This window comes from Microbacterium sp. Root166, assembly GCF_001427145.1.
In the GTDB taxonomy this organism is placed as follows: domain Bacteria; phylum Actinomycetota; class Actinomycetes; order Actinomycetales; family Microbacteriaceae; genus Microbacterium.
Map to the genome: position 1 here is coordinate 784,818 of NZ_LMGL01000002.1, position 21,076 is coordinate 805,893.

General features: G+C 71.1%; 18 protein-coding genes and 1 tRNA gene. 11 read left to right on the forward strand and 8 right to left on the reverse strand.

Annotated elements, in window-relative coordinates:
* Window positions 1–23: 23 nt before the first annotated feature.
* Window positions 24–1,541: a S1C family serine protease gene (locus ASD56_RS11545; protein WP_082541423.1), complete on the reverse strand. Its 1,518-nt coding sequence runs from the start codon at window positions 1,539–1,541 to the stop codon at window positions 24–26.
* Window positions 1,542–1,658: 117 nt separating this feature from the next.
* Here ASD56_RS11545 and ASD56_RS11550 point away from each other — a divergent pair, with 117 nt between their 5' ends.
* Entirely contained in the window at window positions 1,659–2,867 is a 1,209-nt protein-coding gene (locus ASD56_RS11550) for an aminotransferase class I/II-fold pyridoxal phosphate-dependent enzyme (RefSeq protein ID WP_055965715.1), read from the forward strand.
* Here the strand turns inward: ASD56_RS11550 and ASD56_RS11555 are convergent.
* Window positions 2,864–3,679 carry a carbon-nitrogen hydrolase family protein gene (locus tag ASD56_RS11555; RefSeq protein ID WP_055965716.1) on the reverse strand — a complete coding sequence of 272 codons (816 nt, stop codon included), beginning with the start codon at window positions 3,677–3,679 and terminating at the stop codon, window positions 2,864–2,866. The two genes, ASD56_RS11550 and ASD56_RS11555, sit on opposite strands and share 4 nt — an antisense overlap.
* Window positions 3,676–4,191: a DUF6328 family protein gene (locus ASD56_RS11560; protein ID WP_055965718.1), complete on the reverse strand. Its 516-nt coding sequence runs from the start codon at window positions 4,189–4,191 to the stop codon at window positions 3,676–3,678. The genes ASD56_RS11555 and ASD56_RS11560 overlap by 4 nt, the downstream gene beginning before the upstream one ends.
* 94 nt (window positions 4,192–4,285) lie before the next feature.
* Between ASD56_RS11560 and ASD56_RS11565 the strand changes: the two genes are divergently transcribed.
* Window positions 4,286–4,359 (forward strand) — tRNA-Met (locus ASD56_RS11565).
* Window positions 4,360–4,421: 62 nt separating this feature from the next.
* On the opposite strand, the gene ASD56_RS11570 is transcribed toward ASD56_RS11565, so the two are convergent.
* Window positions 4,422–4,898 carry a MarR family winged helix-turn-helix transcriptional regulator gene (locus ASD56_RS11570; RefSeq protein ID WP_327043630.1) on the reverse strand — a complete coding sequence of 159 codons (477 nt, stop codon included), beginning with the start codon at window positions 4,896–4,898 and terminating at the stop codon, window positions 4,422–4,424.
* Between the two features lie 70 nt (window positions 4,899–4,968).
* Between ASD56_RS11570 and idi the strand changes: the two genes are divergently transcribed.
* Genes idi through ASD56_RS11605 form a run of 7 tightly spaced genes read left to right on the forward strand, consistent with a single transcriptional unit; the run spans window position 4,969 to window position 10,556 of the window.
* Complete coding sequence (idi, locus tag ASD56_RS11575; RefSeq protein WP_055965722.1) at window positions 4,969–5,520, forward strand: isopentenyl-diphosphate Delta-isomerase; 552 nt, start codon at window positions 4,969–4,971, stop codon at window positions 5,518–5,520.
* Window positions 5,517–6,572, forward strand: a complete 1,056-nt coding sequence (locus ASD56_RS11580; protein WP_055965724.1) for a polyprenyl synthetase family protein — start codon at window positions 5,517–5,519, stop codon at window positions 6,570–6,572. The genes idi and ASD56_RS11580 overlap by 4 nt, the downstream gene beginning before the upstream one ends.
* The gene (locus ASD56_RS11585; RefSeq protein WP_055965726.1) at window positions 6,569–7,468 is read left to right on the forward strand and encodes a phytoene/squalene synthase family protein; all 900 of its coding nucleotides are present in this window, start codon (window positions 6,569–6,571) and stop codon (window positions 7,466–7,468) included. The genes ASD56_RS11580 and ASD56_RS11585 overlap by 4 nt, the downstream gene beginning before the upstream one ends.
* Window positions 7,465–9,021 (forward strand): phytoene desaturase, encoded by a 1,557-nt coding sequence (locus ASD56_RS11590; protein ID WP_055965728.1) that lies wholly within the window; start codon window positions 7,465–7,467, stop codon window positions 9,019–9,021. The genes ASD56_RS11585 and ASD56_RS11590 overlap by 4 nt, the downstream gene beginning before the upstream one ends.
* Before the next feature lies 1 nt (window position 9,022).
* Entirely contained in the window at window positions 9,023–9,373 is a 351-nt protein-coding gene (locus ASD56_RS11595) for a lycopene cyclase domain-containing protein (RefSeq protein WP_055965730.1), read from the forward strand.
* The gene (locus tag ASD56_RS11600) at window positions 9,370–9,675 is read left to right on the forward strand and encodes a lycopene cyclase domain-containing protein (RefSeq protein ID WP_055965732.1); all 306 of its coding nucleotides are present in this window, start codon (window positions 9,370–9,372) and stop codon (window positions 9,673–9,675) included. The genes ASD56_RS11595 and ASD56_RS11600 overlap by 4 nt, the downstream gene beginning before the upstream one ends.
* A gap of 5 nt (window positions 9,676–9,680) precedes the next feature.
* The gene (locus ASD56_RS11605; protein ID WP_055965950.1) at window positions 9,681–10,556 is read left to right on the forward strand and encodes a prenyltransferase; all 876 of its coding nucleotides are present in this window, start codon (window positions 9,681–9,683) and stop codon (window positions 10,554–10,556) included.
* A gap of 49 nt (window positions 10,557–10,605) precedes the next feature.
* On the opposite strand, the gene ASD56_RS11610 is transcribed toward ASD56_RS11605, so the two are convergent.
* Window positions 10,606–13,509: a UPF0182 family membrane protein gene (locus tag ASD56_RS11610; protein WP_055965734.1), complete on the reverse strand. Its 2,904-nt coding sequence runs from the start codon at window positions 13,507–13,509 to the stop codon at window positions 10,606–10,608.
* A gap of 78 nt (window positions 13,510–13,587) precedes the next feature.
* Complete coding sequence (locus ASD56_RS11615) at window positions 13,588–14,712, reverse strand: YlbL family protein (protein ID WP_055965736.1); 1,125 nt, start codon at window positions 14,710–14,712, stop codon at window positions 13,588–13,590.
* Between the two features lie 126 nt (window positions 14,713–14,838).
* Between ASD56_RS11615 and ASD56_RS11620 the strand changes: the two genes are divergently transcribed.
* Entirely contained in the window at window positions 14,839–16,245 is a 1,407-nt protein-coding gene (locus ASD56_RS11620; RefSeq protein WP_055965738.1) for a zinc-dependent metalloprotease, read from the forward strand.
* A 776-nt stretch (window positions 16,246–17,021) separates the two neighbouring features.
* Here ASD56_RS11620 and ASD56_RS11625 read toward each other — a convergent pair.
* The gene (locus ASD56_RS11625) at window positions 17,022–18,788 is read right to left on the reverse strand and encodes an ATP-dependent helicase (RefSeq protein ID WP_055965739.1); all 1,767 of its coding nucleotides are present in this window, start codon (window positions 18,786–18,788) and stop codon (window positions 17,022–17,024) included.
* Complete coding sequence (gene nudC, locus ASD56_RS11630) at window positions 18,785–19,699, reverse strand: NAD(+) diphosphatase (protein ID WP_055965741.1); 915 nt, start codon at window positions 19,697–19,699, stop codon at window positions 18,785–18,787. The genes ASD56_RS11625 and nudC overlap by 4 nt, the downstream gene beginning before the upstream one ends.
* Before the next feature lie 98 nt (window positions 19,700–19,797).
* On the opposite strand from nudC, the gene ASD56_RS11635 reads away from it, so the two are divergent.
* On the forward strand, window positions 19,798–21,054 hold the full coding sequence (locus ASD56_RS11635) for a phosphotransferase (protein WP_055965743.1): 1,257 nt from the start codon (window positions 19,798–19,800) through the stop codon (window positions 21,052–21,054).
* The last annotated feature ends 22 nt before the right edge of the window (window positions 21,055–21,076 follow it).

Below are 21,076 nucleotides of genomic sequence, written 5' to 3' on the forward strand. Positions count from 1 at the left end.
CGTCCTGAGCCGTTCTCGTGCGCCTACTGCTCGAGCGTTCCGAGCGTGACGTCTACCTCTCGGGTCTCGCCGTCGCGGACGAAGGTGACGGTGGCGGTGCTGCCGGCGGCGGCGGCACGCACCAGGGCGGTGAGGTCGACCGAGTCGGTGACCGGCACGCCGTTGAACGCCGTGACGATGTCGCCTTCCTGCAGGCCCGCCTCAGCGGCGGCGCCGCCCTCGACGGCCTCCTTGATGAAGGCCCCGGTCATCGTGGCGTCTTCGACCTGACCAGCCGAGAGCACGTTCGCGCCGAGCAGGCCGTGGCTGGCCTCGCCGTTCTCGATGATCTCGTCGGTGATGCGCTCGACGATGTCGGACGGGATGGAGAAGCCGACGCCGATGGAGCCCGCCTGGCCGGAAGAGCCGCCCGCCGAGGCGATCGCGACGTTGATGCCGATGAGGCGGCCCTCGTCATCGACCAGCGCACCGCCGGAGTTGCCCGGGTTGATGGCGGCATCGGTCTGGATGACGGCGATCTTGATGGACTCCGACGGCTGGGTCGGCGTCTGCTGCTGGCCGTAGTCGAACAGGAACGGCGGGACGTCGCCCTCGCCTTCGCCCTCGCCGCCGTCCTCGGGCGCCGTCTCCGGCTCGGTCTCGGGCGCCGCGGAGGACGCGATCTCGATCGAGCGGTTGAGTGCGCTGACGATACCGGTGGTCACCGTGTTGGCCAGGCCCAGGGGCGCGCCGACGGCGATGGTGGTGTCGCCCACGTTCAGCTCGGACGATGACGCGAACTCGATCGGGGTGAGGCCCTCGGCGTCGGTCAGCTTGATGACGGCGAGGTCGTACGTCGGGTCGGTGCCGACGATCTCGGCGTCGTACACCCGCCCGTCGGAGGTCGTGACGCGGATCGTCGCGTCGCCGGAGGCGCCGTCGAGGGTGACCACGTGGGTGTTGGTGACGACGTAGCCGTCTTCGGTGAGGATCACGCCGGAGCCCGTGCCGCCGCCGCTCTGGCTCGTGGCCGAGATCGTCACGACGCTCGGCACGACCTTGGCCGCGATGCCGGTGGTCTGGTTGACGTCGTCGGAGTCGTTGACGGTGACCGTCGCGGGGCCGGCGATCGGCGCCGTGCCGGACGGGGAGAAGAGCGCCGAGCCCGCGTAGGAGGTGCCTAGTCCGGCTGCACCGCCGACGAGTGCGGCGGCGACGATGATGCCCGCGACCTTGCCGGCGCCGGAGCGCTTCTTGGGGGCGGGAGCCGACCACGCCAGCGGGGCGGTGGTCTGTGTGCCCGTGGTGGGCTGCCCGGCGAACGTCTGGGGGTAGGGCGCCGTCTGCGCGGTGTAGCCCTGCGGCATCGCGTAGGCCGGCGCCGGACGGCCTGCCGGCGTCTGCTGCGCTGCCTGCCACGCTGCCGTGGTGGGAAGGGCCGGGGGCACCGCGGGGGCCGCCGGGGCCGCGGGAGCGGGAGGCGTCTGCGCGCCGGCCGTCTCGGCGGGGTTCTGGTCTGCGGGGGTCTGGTCTGCGGGGCCGGTGCCCTGGTGGTCGCTCATGATTGCTCCTTCTGGCCTGACAACGACCACATTGCCCACCGATCCTGTGCGTTTCTTATGGCGGGTCTGGGACCCGTCTATGCAAACCGCCTGAGCAGGGCGAGTACCGTGAGGGCGATGCACACGATTCCCGGAGCATGGCACCGCGCCGCAGCGGGTGCCGGGCTCGTCGGCTCGGACGGACAGGTCCGTCCCACCATCTTCGCCGAGATGTCGGCGCTCGCGGCCGAAACCGGCGCACTGAATCTCGGCCAGGGCTTCCCCGACGAGGACGGTCCCGCCGAAGTCCTCGAGGCGGCGCGCGAAGCGATCGCCGGCGGGATGAACCAGTACCCGCCGGGTCGCGGCATCCCGGATCTGCTGGCGGCGATCTCCGAGCACCAGAGCCGGTTCTACGGCCTGCGCCCCGACCCCGCGCGCGAGGTGCTCGTCACCGCCGGCGCCACGGAAGCCCTGGCGGCGACGCTGCTCGCGCTCATCGACGGCCCCGACGACGAAGTGGTCGTGTTCGAGCCGTTCTATGACTCCTACGCCGCGATCGTCGCTCTCGCCGGAGCGAGGCTCGTCACCGTGCCGCTGCGCTGGCCCGAGTTCCAGCCCGATCTCGATCGGCTACGACAGGCGGTCACCGACCGGACGCGCGTCATCCTGGTGAACGACCCGCACAATCCCACCGGAGCCGTGTTCACCGCCGAGGTCCGGGACGAGGTGCTGCGCCTCGCCGAGCGCCACGACGCAGTGATCGTGACGGACGAGGTGTACGAGCACCTCGTCTTCGGCGCGCCGCACGTGCCGATCGCGACACTGCCGGGCGCCTGGGAGCGGACGCTGACGATCTCGTCGGCCGGCAAGACCTTCTCGACCACCGGCTGGAAGATCGGCTGGGTGAGCGGGCCCGCCGAGCTGATCTCGGCCGTCCTCGCCGTCAAGCAGTTCCTGACGTACGTCAACGGCAGCCCGTTCCAGCCGGCGATCGCGCGCGGCCTCCGTCTGGACGACGGCTTCTTCCGCGGGATCGCAGAGGCACTGCGCGCCAAGCGCGATCTCCTCGGCCGGGGGCTGCGGGCGGCGGGGTTCGCGGTCTCAGAGCCGGCCGGCTCCTATTTCACCGTGGCCGACGCCCGCGATCTGGGAGCGACGGATGCCGCGGCCTTCTGCCGCGCACTACCAGGGCGCGCGGGCGTCGTGGCCATCCCCCTCACCGCCTTCGTCACCCCCGAGCACCGGGACGAGTACGCGACGCTCGTGCGCTTCGCCGCCTGCAAGCGCATCGAGGTGCTGGAGGACGCCGCAGGGCGTCTCGCCGCGAGCCGCGACCGCGCTTAGGCCTCCCGCGGGATGACTCCGAAGCGCCGCAGCCGCAGCGACGGATTGACGCGGCGGACGCGCTCGAGCGTCTCGGGGTCGAGGTGGGCGACGGCGATGTCGGTCGCTGTGCCCACCGCGGCGAGCTCGACGCCCTGCGGATCGACGATCATCGAACAGCCGACACCGAGTGGCGGCGGATGATCGGCGGCGAGCACGAACACCGTGTTCTCGATGGCCCGCGCATGCAGCAGCGTGCGCCAGTGGTGCTCCTTCAGCGGTCCGCGCACCCATTCGGCCGGGACGACGAAGGCGCCGGCACCCGCGTCGACGAGGATCCGGCCGACCTCGGGGAAGCGCAGGTCGTAGCACGTCATGAGACCGAAGCGGATGCCCGCCAGCTCGAACGTCTCGGCGGGCGCGAGGTCGCCCGCCTGCACCCAGTCCGACTCGCGCTGACCGAAGGCGTCGTAGAGGTGCAGCTTGCGATAGCGCGCGAGCACACCGCTGCCGTCGACGGCGACGACCGTGTTGTGGACGCGGTGCTCGTCCGCGCTGCGTTCGAGCAGACCGGCGACGATGTGCACGCCGTGCTGCGAAGCCAGGTCGACGAGCGCCCGTACGAACGGGCCGTCGACGTCCTCGGCGTGTGCCGCCAGCGAGTGGTCGAACGGGTCGATGAAGTAGCTCGAGTACTCGGGGAAGACGACCAGACCGGCGCCCCGTCCCGCCGCCGCCGACGTCAGCTGAGCGATGGTCTGCAGGTTCGCCGCGGTGTCGGCGCTCGGGGCGAACTGGGCGACGGCGACGCCCAGCGCCGCGGACGAGGTCATCGCGTGCCGTTCGTGCGCAGGCGGGCCCTGATGACCACCGGAGTGAGGACCCAGAGCACCAGGATGACGAGCGTGAGGATCGCAAGCGCCCACCACGCCGCCGCGTCACTGACCACGACGTCGAACACGAAGGCGACCACTCCCACCACCAGGACCGACACGGTGAACAGTGCCGTGATGAGCGCCGCATGACCGTAGGCGACCACCGATGCCTTCGCGCGCTGCTGGAAGAGCACGCGGTGCAGGGCCACCGGCGCGAGCGCGATGATCGCGCTGAGCGCCGACATCACCACGAGGACCAGGTACACGACCCGCTGACCGTCGGTGAGGTCGGCGAACGCCGGCTGGAAGGCCAGGGCGAGCAGGAAGCCGGTGAGGATCTGCGTGCCGGTCTGCAGCACACGCAGCTCCTGCAGCACCTCGTTCCAGTTCCGGTCGGCGCGCTCGGTCGGCGTCTCGTCCCGACCGTCGACGCGGTCGTCCTTCGGGTGCGTGTCGGGAGCGGCGGCCATGGGCCCATCCTCGCCCGGTCTGCTCGGTCGGGGCAAGCGAAGGCGACCGGCGTCGCAACCCCGCCGAAACCCGTGCTAGGATTTCATCTTGTGCCGCGGGGTGGAGCAGCTCGGTAGCTCGCTGGGCTCATAACCCAGAGGTCGCAGGTTCAAATCCTGTCCCCGCAACAAGAAAAGGCCCCAGATCAGGGATTTCCCCGATCTGGGGCCTTTGCCTTTTCCCTCGAGGATCAGGCGATCTCGATCGCATCGCCCAACTCGGCCAGGAACCGGGCGATCACGACGAGTTCGTCATCCGTGTAGCGATCGGCCACGCGCCTCATCGCCTGAAGCCGATCCCCGAAGTGGCGGAAGAACGTTCGCCGCGACTCCTCTGTGAGCACGATCACGCGGGCACGGCCGTCGTGCGGATGCGCCCGTCGCTCGACATGACCGGATGCCGTGAGCCGGTCCAGCAGCTTGGTGGTGGACGCCGTCGAGATCCTGAGGTGCTGGGCGACGTCATGCGGGCTCACCGCCTGTCCCCGCTGCTCCCGCATGATGAGCATCCGGAGTGCGGAGAGATCCGAGGCGTTCATCTCCATGTCGTCCTTCATGCCGCCGTGCATCCGATCCATGGCGTCGCTGAAGGCACGGACGGCCTGCAGCACCTGCAGGACGGCCCGGTCATGCGGCGTGTGGGGTGACGGCTGGACCAATGTGGACACTCCCTCACTACCCTTGTATCATCGGACGCACCAGATCGCTAGCTAAACTAGCGAATTAGAGGAGGAACCGATGAATGATGCCGACCACGTGGTTCTTCTCGATGACGAGGGCACAGCGATCGGCACGGCTCCCAAGAGCAGCGTCCACGGCACAGACACCGCGCTGCATCTCGCGTTCTCCTGCCATGTCGTGAACCCGGAGGGACAGGTCCTCGTCACCCGCCGCGCGCTGAGCAAGAAGACGTGGCCGGGAGTGTGGACGAACTCCTTCTGCGGTCACCCGAAGCCGGCCGAGCCGCTCATCACCGCGGTCCATCGCCGCGCGGAGTTCGAGCTGGGCATCACGCTTTCCGGCATCGAACTGGCACTCCCGCTCTTCCGCTACCGCGCCGTCGACGCCAACGGCATCGTCGAGCACGAAGTCTGCCCCGTCTACACCGCGCTGACCACGGACGAGCCGCTTCTCAATCCGCTCGAGGCCATGGACTCCCAGTGGGTGGACCCCCTCGATCTCGCGGCCTCCATCCGCACGACGCCCTGGGCGTTCAGCCCGTGGCTCGTCCTGCAGGCCGAGCAGCTGCACCTGTTCGACACCGTCGCCGAGCGCAGACGCGCGTCATGATCACGCTCCCCGCCCATCCGGGCATCGACGCCGCGATCGACGCGTCGGTCGCGCGGATCCTCGCCCGCGCGGGCGAGCTCGGCCCGGGCTTCCTCGCCCTCGGCGACGCCCTGTCCCGCGCCACCCGCGGCGGCAAGAGATTCCGGCCCGCGCTGGTCGCCGCGTCCTTCGAGGCGTTCGGCGGCGATCCCGCCCGCACGCCGGGGCTCTATCCGGTCGCGGCGGCCTTCGAGCTGCTCCACACGGCCTTCGTGGTGCACGACGACGTGATCGATCACGACACCGAGCGCCGCGGCGTCCCCAACATCGCCGGAGAGTTCCGCCAGCGCGCACGCGTCCGCGGTGCCGACGCCGACGGTGCCGCCCTCCTCGGAGAAGCGGCCGCGATCCTGGCCGGAGACCTCCTGCTGCACGAAGCGCTGCGCCTCGTCGCCTTCGCGGACGTGGACCCGATCGCCCGAGAGCGCCTTCACGCCCTCGTCGACGACGCGGTCTTCATCTCCGCCGCCGGTGAGCTGGCCGACGTCGAGAACAGCGTGCTGACCGAGGACGCGACGGCGGAGGGAACGCTGGAGGCGGCGTTCAACAAGACCGCGGTGTATTCGTTCCAGGCTCCGCTGCTGGCCGGCGCGGTGCTCGCCGACGCACCCGAGACGGCACTGCAGGCGATCGAACGTGCGGGCGGACAGCTCGGACTGGCGTTCCAGCTCGTCGACGACCTCATCGGCGCGTTCGGGACGCAGGAGCAGGCTGGCCGTGAGAGCGGCGGAGACCTCCGTGAGTCCAAGCGCACTCCCCTGGTCGCGCTCGCCCGTGACACGCCGTCGTGGGCCCGGGTGAACGATGCCCTCGCGCTCGCGCACACCGGCCCCATCGCCGTGCGCGAAGCGCAGGTGGCACTCGAGCAGAGCGGCGCGCCGGTGCGGCTGCGTGCCGTCATCTACGAGACTCTCGAGCAGGTGCGCGCGAGCGCCGCCGACCCGGCCCTGCCGGGAACCGCGACCGTCCTGCTCGAGGAGCTGGCCGCCGCGGTGGAAGGGCGCATCCCGTGAGCCCGAGAGTCCCGCGCGGGGGCCAGCCGACCGGCCTCGAGCTCTACGACAGAACGGCACGGGATGCCGCCGCCACGGTGATCTCGCGGTACTCCACGTCGTTCAGCCTGGCCTGCCGGCTGCTGGGGCCGCGTCCGCGTCCGCACGTGCGGACCGTCTACGCGCTCGTGCGGATCGCCGACGAGGTGGTCGACGGGCCTGCCGCAGCCGCGGGCCTCACGCCCGACGCGGCGCGCGAGGTCCTCGACGCCCTCGAGGTCGAGACGCTGCGCGCGATCGAGACCGGATTCAGCACGAACCTGATCGTGCACGCGTTCGCCCTCACCGCGCGCGAGTGCGGGATCGGCGAGGACCTGGTCCGCCCGTTCTTCCGGTCGATGCGCACCGATCTGTCCACGGCACGGCATGACGACGCCTCGCACGACGACTACGTCTACGGCTCGGCCGAGGTGGTCGGGCTCATGTGCCTGCAGGTGTTCGTGAACGCCGGGGCGCGGCATCCGGCCGCCCCTTCCCCCGAACTCACGGACGGCGCCCGCCGACTGGGCGCCGCCTTCCAGGACGTCAACTTCCTGCGCGACCTCGACCACGACGCCTCCGCTCTCGGCCGCGACTACCTCGGGCTGGCATCGGGCACGGCCACCCGCACCGCGGTGCTCGACCGCATCGACGCCGACCTCGCCGCCGCTGCGGCGGTCGTGCCCGACCTCCCGGCCGACTGCCGCCGTGCGGTGACGGCGGCCCACGACCTCTTCGCCGAGCTGTCCGCGCGCCTGCGCGCTCAGGCCGGCACGACCCAGGAGGGCACGACGCGCGTGCGCGTTCCGGATGTCACGAAGGCCCGGCTGGCCGCACGTGCGTGGCTCGGCTTCTCCCCTCGCGAGGTTCGCCCGTGACCGCCGCCGGTCGCGCCGTCGTCATCGGCGGCGGCATCGCGGGCCTCGCCACGGCCGCCCTCCTCGGCGCCGAGGGCTGGCAGGTGACCGTCCTGGAGGCGCGCGAGACCGTCGGCGGCCGAGCCGGATCGTGGGACGAGGGCGGCTTCCGCTTCGACACGGGACCCAGCTGGTACCTCATGCCCGAGGTCTTCGACCACTTCTTCCGGCTGCTGGGCACGACGGCCGAGCGCGAGCTGGATCTCGTCGAGCTCGACCCGGCGTATCGCGTCTACTCCGATCCCGGTTCGGAACGGGTGCCGGTCGATGTGCGATCGGGACGGGATGCCGCCACCGCGCTGTTCGAGAGCATCGAGCCGGGCGCGGGGGCGAAGCTGTCGGCATACCTGGATTCTGCCGGCGACGCCTACGATCTCGCCGTCACGCGCTTCCTCTACGACACCTACGAGTCCACCGCGGGACTGCGAGACCCGGTTCTGCTGCGCCGCGCCCCGCAGCTGCTCCCGCTGCTGACCCGCAGCCTCTCCTCCCATGTGGAACGCCGCTTCACCGACCCGCGCCTGCGGCAGATCCTGGGCTATCCGGCAGTCTTCCTGGGCGGATCGCCCTACGGCGTGCCGAGCCTGTACCACCTCATGAGCCACCTCGACCTGGACGAGGGCGTGCTCTATCCCCGCGGCGGCTTCGTCGAGGTCATCCGTGCGATCGAGCGACTGGCAGCGGCATCCGGAGCGGTCATCGAGACGGGCGCGCGGGTGACCCGCATCGACACCGAGGGCGCCACGGCGACAGGCGTGGTGCTCGAGGACGGCCGCAGCATCGCCGCCGACCTCGTGGTCTCCACCGCGGACCTCCACCACACCGAGACGAAGCTGCTGCCCCGCGAGCTGCAGACCTATCCCGAGTCGTGGTGGGCGAAGCGCGAGCCCAGCCCCGGCGCCCTGCTGCTGCTGCTCGGCGTCGAGGGATCCCTGCCCGAACTCGCGCATCACACGCTGCTGTTCACCGAGGACTGGCGCGCGAACTTCGACGACATCTTCGGTGATCGCCCGCGCATCTCCGATCCCGCCTCGCTCTACGTCTGCCGGCCGAGCGCCACCGACCCGTCGGTCGCCCCGCCGGGCCACGAGAACCTGTTCGTGCTCGTCCCCGTGCCCGCCGACCCCGGCATCGGTCACGGCGGCGTCGACGGTGCCGGCGATGCCGCCGTCGAGGCGGCCGCCGACCGTGTCATCGCGCAGCTGTCGTCGTGGTGCGGCATCCCCGACCTCGCCGAGCGCATCGTCGTGCGCCGCACCATCGCACCCGGCGATTTCGCGAGCGACCTCAACGCCTGGCGCGGCAACGCCCTGGGGCTGGCCCACACGCTCGGCCAGAGTGCGATGTTCCGGCCGCGCAACGTCTCGCGCAAAGTCGCCGGGCTCGCCTACGCCGGCGGATCGGCCTTGCCCGGGATCGGTCTTCCGATGTGCCTCATCTCGGCCGAGCTGGTCGTGAAGCGGCTGCGCGGCGACCGCTCCCCCGGTCCCGTCGCCGAACCGGCGAAGGTTTGACGTGCCGGGTCTCTACCTCGCCGCGATCCTCGTCTCCGCCGCCGGCGTCGCGCTGCTGGACCGCCGCTGGCGCCTGGCGGCATGGCGTGCGCCCGGCCGCACCGCCGCGGCCGTCGGCATCGGCACGGCGTTCTTCCTGGCATGGGACGCCGTCGGCATCGCGGCGGGGGTCTTCGTGAAAGGCGACAGCACGCTCCTGATCGGGCTGGACCTCGCGCCCCACCTTCCGATCGAGGAGCCCTTCTTCCTCGCCTTCCTCTGTTACCTCGGCCTCGTGGTGCACGCCGGCGCGCTGCGTGTGCTCGGCCGGTCGACCGCACCGGATCCTCACGAGACCCGCGAGGCGGCATGACCTACGCGCTCCTCGTCCTGCCGTTCGCCGCGCTCACGCTCGCCGTCGTCCTGGTCACCGTCCGCAGGCCTCGCTTCGGCCGGCGCATGGCCGCGTCCGGCATCGCCGCCGCTGTGCTGGTGGTGCTCACCGCCGTGTTCGACAACCTGATGATCGCAGCGGGACTGTTCACCTATCCCGAGGAGCACCTGAGCGGCGTCCGGATCGGGCTGGCTCCGGTCGAGGACTTCTCGTACGCCGTGTGCGCGGCGTTCCTCGTGCCGGCCGTGTCCGCCCTGCTCACACCGGAGCGCCGGTCGTGACCTCGATGAGCACGTCGGGCGTGCTGCGCGAGCTGTTCGTGGCGTCCCGGCCGGTGAGCTGGATCAACACCGCGTACCCGTTCGCCGCGGCCTACCTGCTCACCACCCGGCAGATCGACCTGACGCTCATCGTGGGCACCCTGTTCTTCCTCATCCCCTACAACCTCGCCATGTACGGGATCAACGACGTCTTCGACTACGAGTCCGACCTCCGCAATCCTCGCAAAGGCGGGGCGCATGGGGCCGTCCTGGACCGCCGCATGCATCCGGTCACGCTGTGGGCGGCGGGGCTCTCCTGTGCCCCGTTCGTGGTGTACCTCGTCGTCGCCGGATCTCCGGCCTCGTGGCTGGTCCTCGCCGCGAGTCTGTTCTTCGTCGTCTTCTACAGCGCGCCGCCGCTCCGGCTGAAGGAGCGGCCGTTCGCCGACTCCGTCACGAGCAGCATCCATTTCTTCTCCCCCGCCGTGTACGGGCTCGTGCTCGCCGGTGCGGCGTGGACCTGGCAGCTCGTGGCCGTGATCGTCGCGTTCGGGCTGTGGGGGGTCGCCTCGCATGCCTTCGGCGCGGTGCAGGACGTCGAGGCCGACCGCGAGGCCGGGATCTCGTCGATCGCCACGGCGCGCGGGGCGCGGTGGACGGTCCGTTTCGCCCTGGCCTGCTACGCGGCGTCCGGTCTGGTCATGCTGTTCACCGCCTGGCCGGGCCCGCTCGCGGCGCTGGTCGCGCTGCCCTACCTCATCGCCGTCTGGCCGTTCCGCAACATCACGGACGAGACCGCGACCGACGCCACCCGCGGCTGGAGCCGTTTCCTGTGGCTCAACCAGCTCGCAGGCTTCCTGGTGACGCTCCTGCTGATCTGGTTCTGGTTCCTCACCGGCTGAGAACGACGAAAGGCCGGTTCCTCACGGAACCGGCCTTTCATCGTGTGTCCTACTCCTGCGCGCCCAGTTCGATGAGCTTCTCGACCGCAGCGGTCAGGCGCTCGTCGGCTTCGGCGAACGCCGTCAGGTCACCGGCCTGGAGCGCGGCATCCCGATCCAGCATGGCCTGCTGCGCATCCGCGAGGGCGGCCTGGTACTCGGTCGACGGCACCTCGGGCTCTACGGGGGCCTCGGGGTCAGCCGGATCCGCGGGATCGGCCGGATCCGTCGGCTCGACGTCATCATCGCCGGCCGCCGCGCCTGAGTCACCTCCGAACAGCGCGTCGAGCGCCTCGTTCAGGGTGTCCTCGAAGGCGACTTCGTTTCCGAACGCCACCAGCACCTTCTGCAGCTGAGGCAGCTGCGTACCGCTCGAGGCCTGCACGAACACCGGCTGGACGTAGAGCAGTCCGCCGCCCACCGGGAGCGTGAGCAGGTTGCCGTTGATCACCTCTGACTGGCCCTGCTTGAGCAGGTTGATCTGCGAGGAGATGACCGGGTCGGAGTTGAACGTGTTCTGCACCTGACCCGGACCCGGAATGGTCGTGTCGGCGTCCACCACCAGCATCCGGAGCTTGCCGTAGTCCTCGCTCTTGACACCCGCCTCATTGCCCGCGTTCGAGTCGACGGCCATGTAGCCCATCAGCACGTTCCGCGACGCGGTGCCTTCGGCGGCCGGGATGAAGCTCGTGAACATCGAGTACGTCGGCTCGTCCTGACCGGGCATCTGCATCGTCAGGTAGTACGGCGGCTGCAGCACGGTGTCCTGCTGCGGATCGTTCGGCGTCTGCCACGCGTTGTCCCGCTGGTAGAACGACTGCGCGTCGTCGACGTGATAGACGCCGAGTGCGTAGCGCTGCACCTTGAACAGGTCGGTCGGGTAGCGGACGTGGCTCATGAGCTCGCCCGACATCTCGCTGATCGGCTTGACCGTCGAGGGGTACACGTTCTGCCAGGCCTGCAGCACCGGGTCCTCGTCGTCCCACGCGTAGAGCGTGACCGATCCGTCGTACGCGTCGACGGTGGCCTTCACCGAGTTGCGGATGTAGTTGATGTCGTCCAGCGCGAAGCGGGGCGCCGTCGTGTTCGAGTCCGAGATCGCCTGCTGCAGGCTCACCGTGGTCGAGTACGGGTAGTTGGCGCTGAGCGTGTAGCCGTCGATGATCCAGACGATGCGTCCGTCCACCACGCTCGGATACGGGTCGCTGTCGAGCGTCAGGTACGGGGCGGCCTTCTGCACGCGCACCGCCGGGTCGCGGTCGTACAGGATCTGCGACTCCTCGTTGACGTTGTCGGAGAACAGGATCTGCTCCGACTGGAACCGCAGCGCGTAGATCAGCCGGTTGAACACGCTGCCGACGCTCGGACCGCCGTCGCCGCTGAACGTCGTCTTGGTCTCGCTCGCGCCGTCGGCGCCGGAGGGATAGTCGAGCTCGACCGGATTGGTGTCCTCAGGCGCGCCGACGATGGAGTAGGTGGGCGAGTACTCGCCGAAGTAGATGCGCGGCTCGAAGTCCTCGCGATCGGACAGGAAGCCGGCGGCCGGGATGCCCCTCTCGAGGAACACCGGGTCGCCATCGGTCGTGCGGTCGTTGCCCTTGGCGGCGACCATCCCGTAGCCGTGCGTGTAGACGAGGGTCGTGTTCTGCCACGACGCGGCCGCGCCGAGCTGGCCCATGTCCAGCTCGCGCACGGACACGACCGTGTCCTGCGACGTCCCGTCGATCTCGTACCGGTCGACGTCCAGCGGATCGGCGAACTGGTAGTAGCCGCGGAACTGCTCGAGCTGGCGGACCGTCGGGCTGATCACGGCGGGGTCCATGATGCGGATCTGGGCCGTCGTGGCGGCGTCCTCGCGCAGCGCGCCGGCCGTGGCATCCGTCGTCGCCTGGAAATCGCTCTTCTCGAGCCCGTCGATCCCGTAGGCGTCCTGCGTCATGTCGATGCCGCGCTGGTAGTACTCGCGCTCGAACTCGAGCTGGTTGGGCTGCACCTGGAAGGTGTTGACCACCCACGGGTAGCCGACGCCGAGCACGATGGCCGAGACGACCAGCAGCGCCGTCGCGATGAGCGGGTAGCGCCAGCGACCGATGATGGCGGTGACGAAGAAGAGGATCGCGACGAGCACGGCGACGATCGCGAGGATGGCCTGACCGGGGATGATCGCGTTGACGCCGGTGTAGCCGGGGCCGGTGATCCGGTCGCCGGGCTCGACGAGCGTCTTGTAGCGATCGAGCCACAGACTGACGGCCTGGACGAGCAGGTACAGGCCGGCGATGATCGCGAGCTGGATGCGGGCAGCCTTCGAGATGCGAAGCTCGCGCTGGCCGATGCGGACCGAGCCGTAGAGGTACGAGACCAGGGCTGTCACGAGGAGGCAGATGAGCAGCACGGCGGAGACGAAGCCCACGAGCGCGCTGTAGAACGGCAGCGCGAACAGGTAGAAGCCGGTGTCCAGCCCGAACTGCGGGTCGGTGGTCGTCGTGGCGACGCCATTCAGCCAAAGCCACGTGGTCTCCCACTGCGCCGAGGCCGCGAAGCCGGCGAAGAAGCCGAAGAAGACCGGGATGCCCCACATCGCGAGGCGACGCAGCGGCTCGACGACCTCCTGATAGCGGTCCAGCTGCGAACTCAGCCGGGCATAAACCGGCCGCAGCCGGTAGGCCAGCTGGATCGCGAGCCAGACCGGCACGGCCATGCCGAGGAAGCCGACGACGAACATCACGACGCGGGCGCCCCACTGCGTGAGCAGCACCGAGTCGAAGCCGAGCTGGTCGTACCAGAGGAAGTCGGCGTAGAGGTTCGCGAACACGAAGAAGGCCACCACGAGGGCGGCGATGATCGCGAGGGAGATCGCGATGACGCGACGTGAGCGGGAGGGTGTGGCCGGGGTCGGCACGGAGGTCGTGGTCACCCTCCCATCCTAGGCGGGCGGGTCTGGGCGGCCGCCGAGTCCGCGCTGGGCGAAATCCGCGAATGCCGAAGCGGCGTCTCAGCCCGCCGAGCAGGTGGGGAGAGCGTCCAGGTCGCCGTCCTCCCGCACCGCGTCCAGCACGGCGAGCGCGTCGTCCAGCGTCTCGACCGAGAACACCCGCAGGCCGTCGGGCACGTGGCCCACGACCTCGTCGCAGTTCGCCTCGGGCGCCAGGAACCATTCGGCCCCGGCATCCTTCGCCCCCCACAGCTTCTGACGGATGCCGCCGATCGGGCCGACATCGCCGGATCCCGTGATCGTGCCGGTGCCGGCGAACTGCTCCCCGCCGTTCAGCTCGCCCGGCGTCAGGGTGTCGATGATCCCGAGGGCGAACATCATGCCCGCGCTCGGACCACCCACGTTGTTGAGCTGGATGGTCACGTCGAAAGGGAAGTCGTACTCGGCCATCAGGTTGACGCCCAGGAGCAGCATCTTCTCGCCGTCGACCTCGGTCTCCTTGGGGGTGACCGACACCGTCTGCTCTTCGCCGTCGCGCTCGATGAGCATCTCGACGGGCTCGCCGTCGCTGTCGGCGACGATCTCGCGCAGCTCCTCGACGTCGTCGATCGGCTCGCCGTCGGCCGCGATGACGATGTCGCCGTCCTCGAGCAGTCCCTCCGCCGCGGATCCCTCGATGATCGAGTGCACCGCGATGCGGGCGCCGACGTCCTCGCCGAGCTCGGTGAGGGCTGCCGCGGTCGCCTCCTGCTGCGAGTCGACCATGAGCGCCGCGCTCTGGGTGTTGCGCTCCTCGTCGCTCTGGCCGTCGGGGAAGACCGTGTCGATCGGCACCACGGCCCGGCTCGGGTCGAACCACGCCGTCGCGAGCTCGAACCACGAAGGCGTCCGCTCGCGGTTGCCGACGACCTGGACGGTCAGCAGGTCGAGCGCACCCTCGGTCGGGAAGGTCTCCGCACCTTCGACGGAGATCAGCGGCACCTCCACGCCGTCGGCAGAGGCCGCAGAGCCCAGGGTGTTGTAGACGGGCCCCGGACGCTGGATGACGTACGACGTCGGCAGGAAGGTGATCACCAGCAGAACGACCAGCGCGACGGCAAGGGCCCATACGCCGACGACCGCCCCACGCGACATGCGCCGTCTCGGCGCGGGCGTGATGGTGACGTTCTCGTCGAACAGGGCCACGGGGACCTCTCTCTGCCTGGTCGTTCGCGACCGGCGTAAGGCGTTCGGGACTCTGCCGGGGAGTGCGATGGATGCTGCGACTAGCGTAGAACGCGGCGCCCATGAACCGGCTGAAAGGCGACTGAAGTGGCAGACGACGACCGCAGTCCCGAAGAAGAGTTCCAAGAGATGATCCGCCAGCTGTTCGGCGGAGGCTCCGGCGAGCTCGATCCCGAGCAGCTCTCCGCCCTGTCGGGGATGAACATCGACCCGGCCATGATGCAGACCGTCATGCAGCACCTGCAGGGCGCGTTCTCCGGCGCCGCATCGGGTGACCAGGGCATCTCATGGGAGCTGGCGCAGCGGCAGGCGCTGCACATCGCGAACCAGGACGGGCTGGGGGTCACCTCCGGTCAGCGCACCGACCTCGACCAGGCGTTCGCGCTGGCGACCCTGTGGCTGAGCGAGGCGACGACGATCTCCGAGCTGGCCGAGCCGCCGCAGACGCTGACCCGCGGCGGGTGGGTCGACGCGACGCTTCCCGTCTGGCAGCAGCTGGCCGAGCCGGTCGCCACCAGCATCGCCGACGCGCTCACCGCACAGCTGAGCGAGCAGGCGCCCGATGACATGCAGAGCCTGGTGCAGGGCGCCGGCCGGCTCATGCGCACGGTCGGCGGATCGCTGTTCGCCTCGCAGCTCGGACAGGTGGTCGGCAACCTCTCCAAGGAGGTCGTCAGCGGCGGCGATGTCGGCATCCCGCTCATGCCCGATGGCCGTGCCGCGATCCTCCCTCAGAACTTCGCCGACTTCGGACAGGGCCTGGAGGTCCCCGAGGACCAGCTCGCGCTGTACGTCGCGACCCGTGAGCTCGCGCATGCGCGCCTCTTCCGCCATGCCCGGTGGCTGCGCCTGCACGTGATCTCGCAGATCACCGACTTCGCGCGCGGCGTCCACGTCGACACGTCGGCGCTCGAGGACCTCGCCTCGCGGTTCGATCCGTCGCGACCCGACGAGCTGCGAGAGGCGCTCGAGAGCGGTGCGCTGCTTCCCGAGCGCTCCGAGGCCCAGAACCTCGCTCTGGCACGACTCGAGAACCTCCTGGCCACGATCGAGGGCTGGGTCGAGGTCGTCACCGAGCAGGCCACGTCGCGCCTGCCCGCGGCCGACCGCATCGCCGAGACCGTGCGCCGCCGCCGTGCGGCCGGCGGGCCGGCGGAGCGGGCTCTCGGGTCCCTCGTCGGTCTCGAGCTGCGGCCTCGCCGCATGCGCGAGGCCGCGGCGATGTGGCGTGCGGTGACGGATGCCGTGGGCCCCGCGGTCCGCGACACGCTGTGGGACTACCCCGACCTCATGCCGGGCGCGGACGACATCGACGATCCCTCGGCACTGGTGGCCCGGCTCGAAGCGCGAGCGCGCGGCGAGGCCCCCGCCCCCGACGAGTTCGACGACGCGCTCGCGGCGTTCCTGGCGGAAGATCCCGCCGCTCCCGCGGATGACGCCTCGGACGACACTCCCGACGACACCGCCTCGCCCAAGGACAGCCCGCCGGTCTAGCGCCGCTCCTCCCCAGGACCGATCCGGGCCCGCGCCCTCGCGGTCAGCCTGTGGAATCGCGCCGCGCTGCCTCGGCGGAGATCATGATCGGAGGATGCTGCGCATCGATCCCGCTCATCCTCCGCTGTGGCGCACGCCGACGACTCTGCAGTTCGGGATGCCGCCGGTCGCGGTCGTGGAGGATCCCACCTCGTGGCAGCAGCGCCTGGTGCGAGACCTCGAGCGCGGCCTGCCCGACGACGCGGTGATCTCCCTCGCCTGCGCCCTGGGGGCGACGGCCCGCGAGGCCGCGGATTTCGTCGAACGCATCGCGCCGGCCATCGCCGCCGACGCACCCCACTCCGGTCGCGTGATCGTGCAGGCCGCGGGAGAGGTCCCGCGCATGCAGCTCGACGCGGTCGCGGCGGGATTCGGGGCGACCGGCGACCTGGTCGACGTCGCGCACCCGTTCGACCCTCCGGGGGCAGGGGCGATCGATGCGGCGGGCCGGGCCGCGGTGATCGTGGTGGTCGCCCACCACGTGGTGGCTCCGGCCTTCGCGGCCGCGCTGATGTCGGACGACCTCCCGCACCTTCCGGTCGTGCTCACCGGCTCGACCGCTCACGTCGGACCGTACGTCGTCCCGGGAACGACGCCGTGCCTGGCGTGCCTCGCGGCCGCCGAGCGTGAGCGCGATCCGGCGTGGCCGGCGATGGCGGCGCAGCTGCTCGGCAGACCGGTCGAGACGGCCGAGACCGCGACGCTGTGGGAGGCGGGCATCGCGGGCGCCCGCCTGATCAGAGAGTCCGAGCGGGACCTTGACCGGCCCTGGACCCGGTCCCTGACCCTGCACTCGGGGTCGCTCCGCCGGAGCGCGCGGAGGCACCGGCCGCACGCAGAGTGCCGCTGCCGATCTCTCGGAGGAACCGTGACGGCTGTCGCTCCCGCACGCCCCGAGCCCACGACACCGACAATGTTCGCGCGGCTCGCGTGATGGCGACGTAGGCGAGCCGCCGCTCCTCGTCGACCTGCTCGAACGTCGTCGCGTACGAGATCGGCAGGAGTCCTTCGGCCAGGCCGGCGAGGTGCACGTGGTCCCACTCGAGGCCCTTGGCGGCGTGGATGGTCGCGAGCGTCACGGTGCGCAGCGCCGGCTCGTCGTGGGTCTTGGCGCGGGCGGAGAGCTCATCGGTGAACTGGCGCAGCGTCGTCCCCTCGGGCGCCTCCTCGGCGAGCCGGAGCAGAGCGGCCCGCAGCTCCCATGCATCCCGGAGCGCGCCGCCGGCGCTCGGGGGCTCGTCGGTCAGGCCGAGCGAGCGCAGCACATCGCGCACCGTGTCGACGAAGCCGGTCTGCAGCGGCGCCACCGAGGCGCCGCGCAGGGCCATGATCCCCTGGCGCACCTCGGGCATGTCGAAGAACCGGCGTCCGCCGAGCACAGTCGTGGCGATGCCGGCGTCCGAGAGCGCCCGGACGACCTCGGCCGACTGCGCGTGAGCGCGGTACAGGACCGCGATGCGGCGGGGGTCGATGCCGCGGGCGATCTGGGCCGCGACTCGTGCGGCGATCCCCCGCGCCTCGGCCTCGTCGTCGGGGTAGGCCTGCACGGTCGGCGGGTCGGCCTCGGCGGGCGCGGGGCGACCGGCGATCAGATGCAGGGCGCCGGGGCGATCGCGCATGAGCTCGTTGGCCACGCCCAGGATCGCGGCATCCGATCGGTAGTTCGTCTCCAGGCGGATGACCTTCGCATCCTCGTGGCGGCTGCCGAACTCGAGCAGATGGCGCGCATCGGCGCCGGCGAACGTGTAGATGGTCTGGCTGGCATCGCCGACGACGCACAGGTCCTTGCGGTCACCGAGCCAGACCTCGAGCAGCCGGTGCTGCAGGGGCGAGACGTCCTGGAACTCGTCGACGGTGAAGTGCCGGTACTGCTCGCGCACGGCCCGCGCCACGTGGGCTTCGGCCTCGAGCATCCCGGCGCACGCGAGGAGGACGTCCTCGAAGTCGAGCTGGCGCCGCTCGTCCTTCAGCTTCTCGTACGACCGCTGCAGGTCGACGACGCGCTCGACGTTGAGGCGTCCGATCCCCCGCGGCCGCGCGGCGGCGTACGCGTCGATCCCGAGCATCGAGACCTTGCGCCACTCGATCTCGCTCGCGACGTCGCGCAGCGTCGCGGTGTCGGGGCTGATCCCGATCGCATCGGCCGCGTGCGCGAGAAGTCGCACCTTGTTGTCGACGATGCCCGGCGCGGTGTCCCCCGCGAGCGTCGGCCAGAAGTAATTGAGCTGCGCGAGCGCCGCCGCGTGGAACGTGCGCGCGGCGACACCCTCCACCCCGAGCGCGCGCAGCCGGCCGCGCATCTCGCCGGCGGCCTTGGCCGTGAAGGTCACCGCCATGACGCGACCGGGCGAATACGCGCCGGTGTCGACGCCGTGGGCGATGCGATGCGTGATGACGCGCGTCTTGCCGGTGCCGGCGCCCGCGAGCACCGCCACCGGACCGCGGAGGGCGCGGACCGCCTCGAGCTGGTGCTCGTCGAGCCCCGACAGGGCGCTGCCGCTCATGCCGCCCCCGCGTGCCAGTCGCTGATCAGGCGATGAGCGATCGAGGCGCGCCCGGGGAGCACGACATCGCCGTCCCCCGCCAGGGCCGCGCCGATCTCGGCTCGGGTGAACCACCGGACCGCCACGATCTCTTCACCGTCGGGCCGTGCGGCTTCGTCGTCGACGGCGGTCGCGAGGAAGCCGACCATCAGCGATCGCGGGTAGGGCCACGCCTGCGACCCGCGGTACTGCACGGAGGCGACCCGGATGCCGGACTCCTCCCAGATCTCGCGACGCACCGTGGCCTCGAGGGACTCCCCCGCCTCGGCGAAACCGGCGAAGCACGAGAACCGGTTCGCGCCCCACATCGCGTTCGAGCCCAGCAGCAGCAGATCGGGGTCGCGGGCGCTGCGGATCGCGACGATCACGGCCGGATCGGTGCGGGGAAAGTGCTGCCTCCCGCACGCCGGGCAGCGGCGCGACCAGCCGGCGTCGGCGAGCATCAGCAGGCTGCCGCACGCCGGGCAGAAGCGTCCGTCCACGAGCCATCGCCCGAGGCTCAGCGCCGTCACGAAGGCGGTCGCATCGTGCTCGCCGAGCCCGCCGCCGATGACCCGCAGCGACCCCCAGCCCGCCGGCGCGTCGAAGGCTCGGTCGTCCGCCTCCGAGAAGGCGGCCAGCAGCAGCGCCACGCCGTCGGGACCGCGGCCGAGGAAGGCCCACTCGCCACCGTCGGGCACCGCCGAAGGAGCGACCCAGTGCAGCGTGTCGGGTGCCGAGAGCGGCGCCGTGTCGCCCACGACGACGAGCACGCGCGCGGCCGGGTCGGCGCGGATGTGGTCCAGCAGCCCGGGTTCCGCGCGCTCGTCCGCAGCGCGATCGATGCCGGCCCCCGCGAGCGGGGCGAGCCGCGAGCTTTCGGGCGCCGTCATCGAGGATCTCCGCTTTGTTCGACCGGCAGTGCCGTCCTGCTCGAGGAGCCAGGGCGTGGCGCCGGGATGGACGAGCGTGGCCGACCTACCCTGGGCTCATGGCACGCTCACCCCTCACTCTAGCCGCGTCCGTGACGTCGGCTCTTCCCCGGGTCGGCGTCGTCGGAGTCGGCGCGCTCACCGAAGGCACCAGCGGCAGGTACGACTCGGCAGTGGCCGAGCTCGACGACGGCCGCCGAGTCGTCGTGCGGGTGCCGGCCGACTCTGCCGTCGACTCCGAACTGGCCGCGCAGGTGCGTGCGCTCCGCGCTCTCACGCCGGGCGTGCGGGGTCTCCTGCCGTTCCGCGCCCCCGAGCTCCTCGGCGAGACCGGACTGGGCGACTCCCGTGCCGTGGTCGTCGACTTCCTGCCGGGATACCGAGTGGATGCCGCGCATCTGCCTCCCGGCAGGGGCGCCGCCACCTCCGTGGGGGCCGCCCTGGCCGCGCTGCACGCGCTGCCGCTGTCGATCGTGCGCACGGAAGGGCTGCCTGTCCGCACGCCCGCGCAGGTGCGCAGCGACACCTCAAGACTGCTCGACCGTGCCGTCGCCACCCGCCGCCTGCCCGTCGGTCTCGCCGATCGCTGGCACCGGGCCCTCGACGCGGACGAGCTGTGGCGCTTCGAATCCGCCGTCGTCCTCGGCGGCGCCGGCGCGGCCTCGTTCCTCTTCGAGGACGTCGACGGCGTTCCCGAGGTGACAGGGCTGCTGGAGTGGCACGGCCTGTCGGTCGGAGACCCCGCGATCGACCTGCAGTGGCTCGCCGCTGCCCCGAACGCCGCGGACGACGTCTACGCCGCGTACGTCGCGCACAGCGGCCGGGCACCGGACTCCCGTGCCCGGGAGCGTTCGCGGCTCTACGCCGAACTCGAGTTCGCCTCCTGGCTGGTGCACGGCCACGAGAACGGGCGCCCGGACGTCGTCGACGACGCCGTTCAGCTACTCGAGACGCTGGCGACGGGCGTCGCGGATGATGAGATCGTGACGGATGCCGCGCTCGGCGTCGATGACGCGATCGCGCTCCTGGACCGCATGCCCGAGGCATCCGTGACCGTCGACACGTCGATGCAGACGGACGCCTACGATCCCGAGGAGCTGTCCTCCTGGGTGCTCGGCGCTGCCGACGGCATGGACGCCGCCGACGCCGAACCCGAGCACACCGGCGAGATCGATCTGGGCCCGGAGGCCGGCCAGGTGGCCTGGGGCGCCGACGACGTCTCGACGTCGCCCATCGACGTGATCACGGACGACACGGCGGTCGCCGAGGCCGAGGCGTCTTCCGAGGCGGCGCTACGGCGCTGGCGCGAGTCCTGACCCGCGGCGCAGCCGCCGGGGC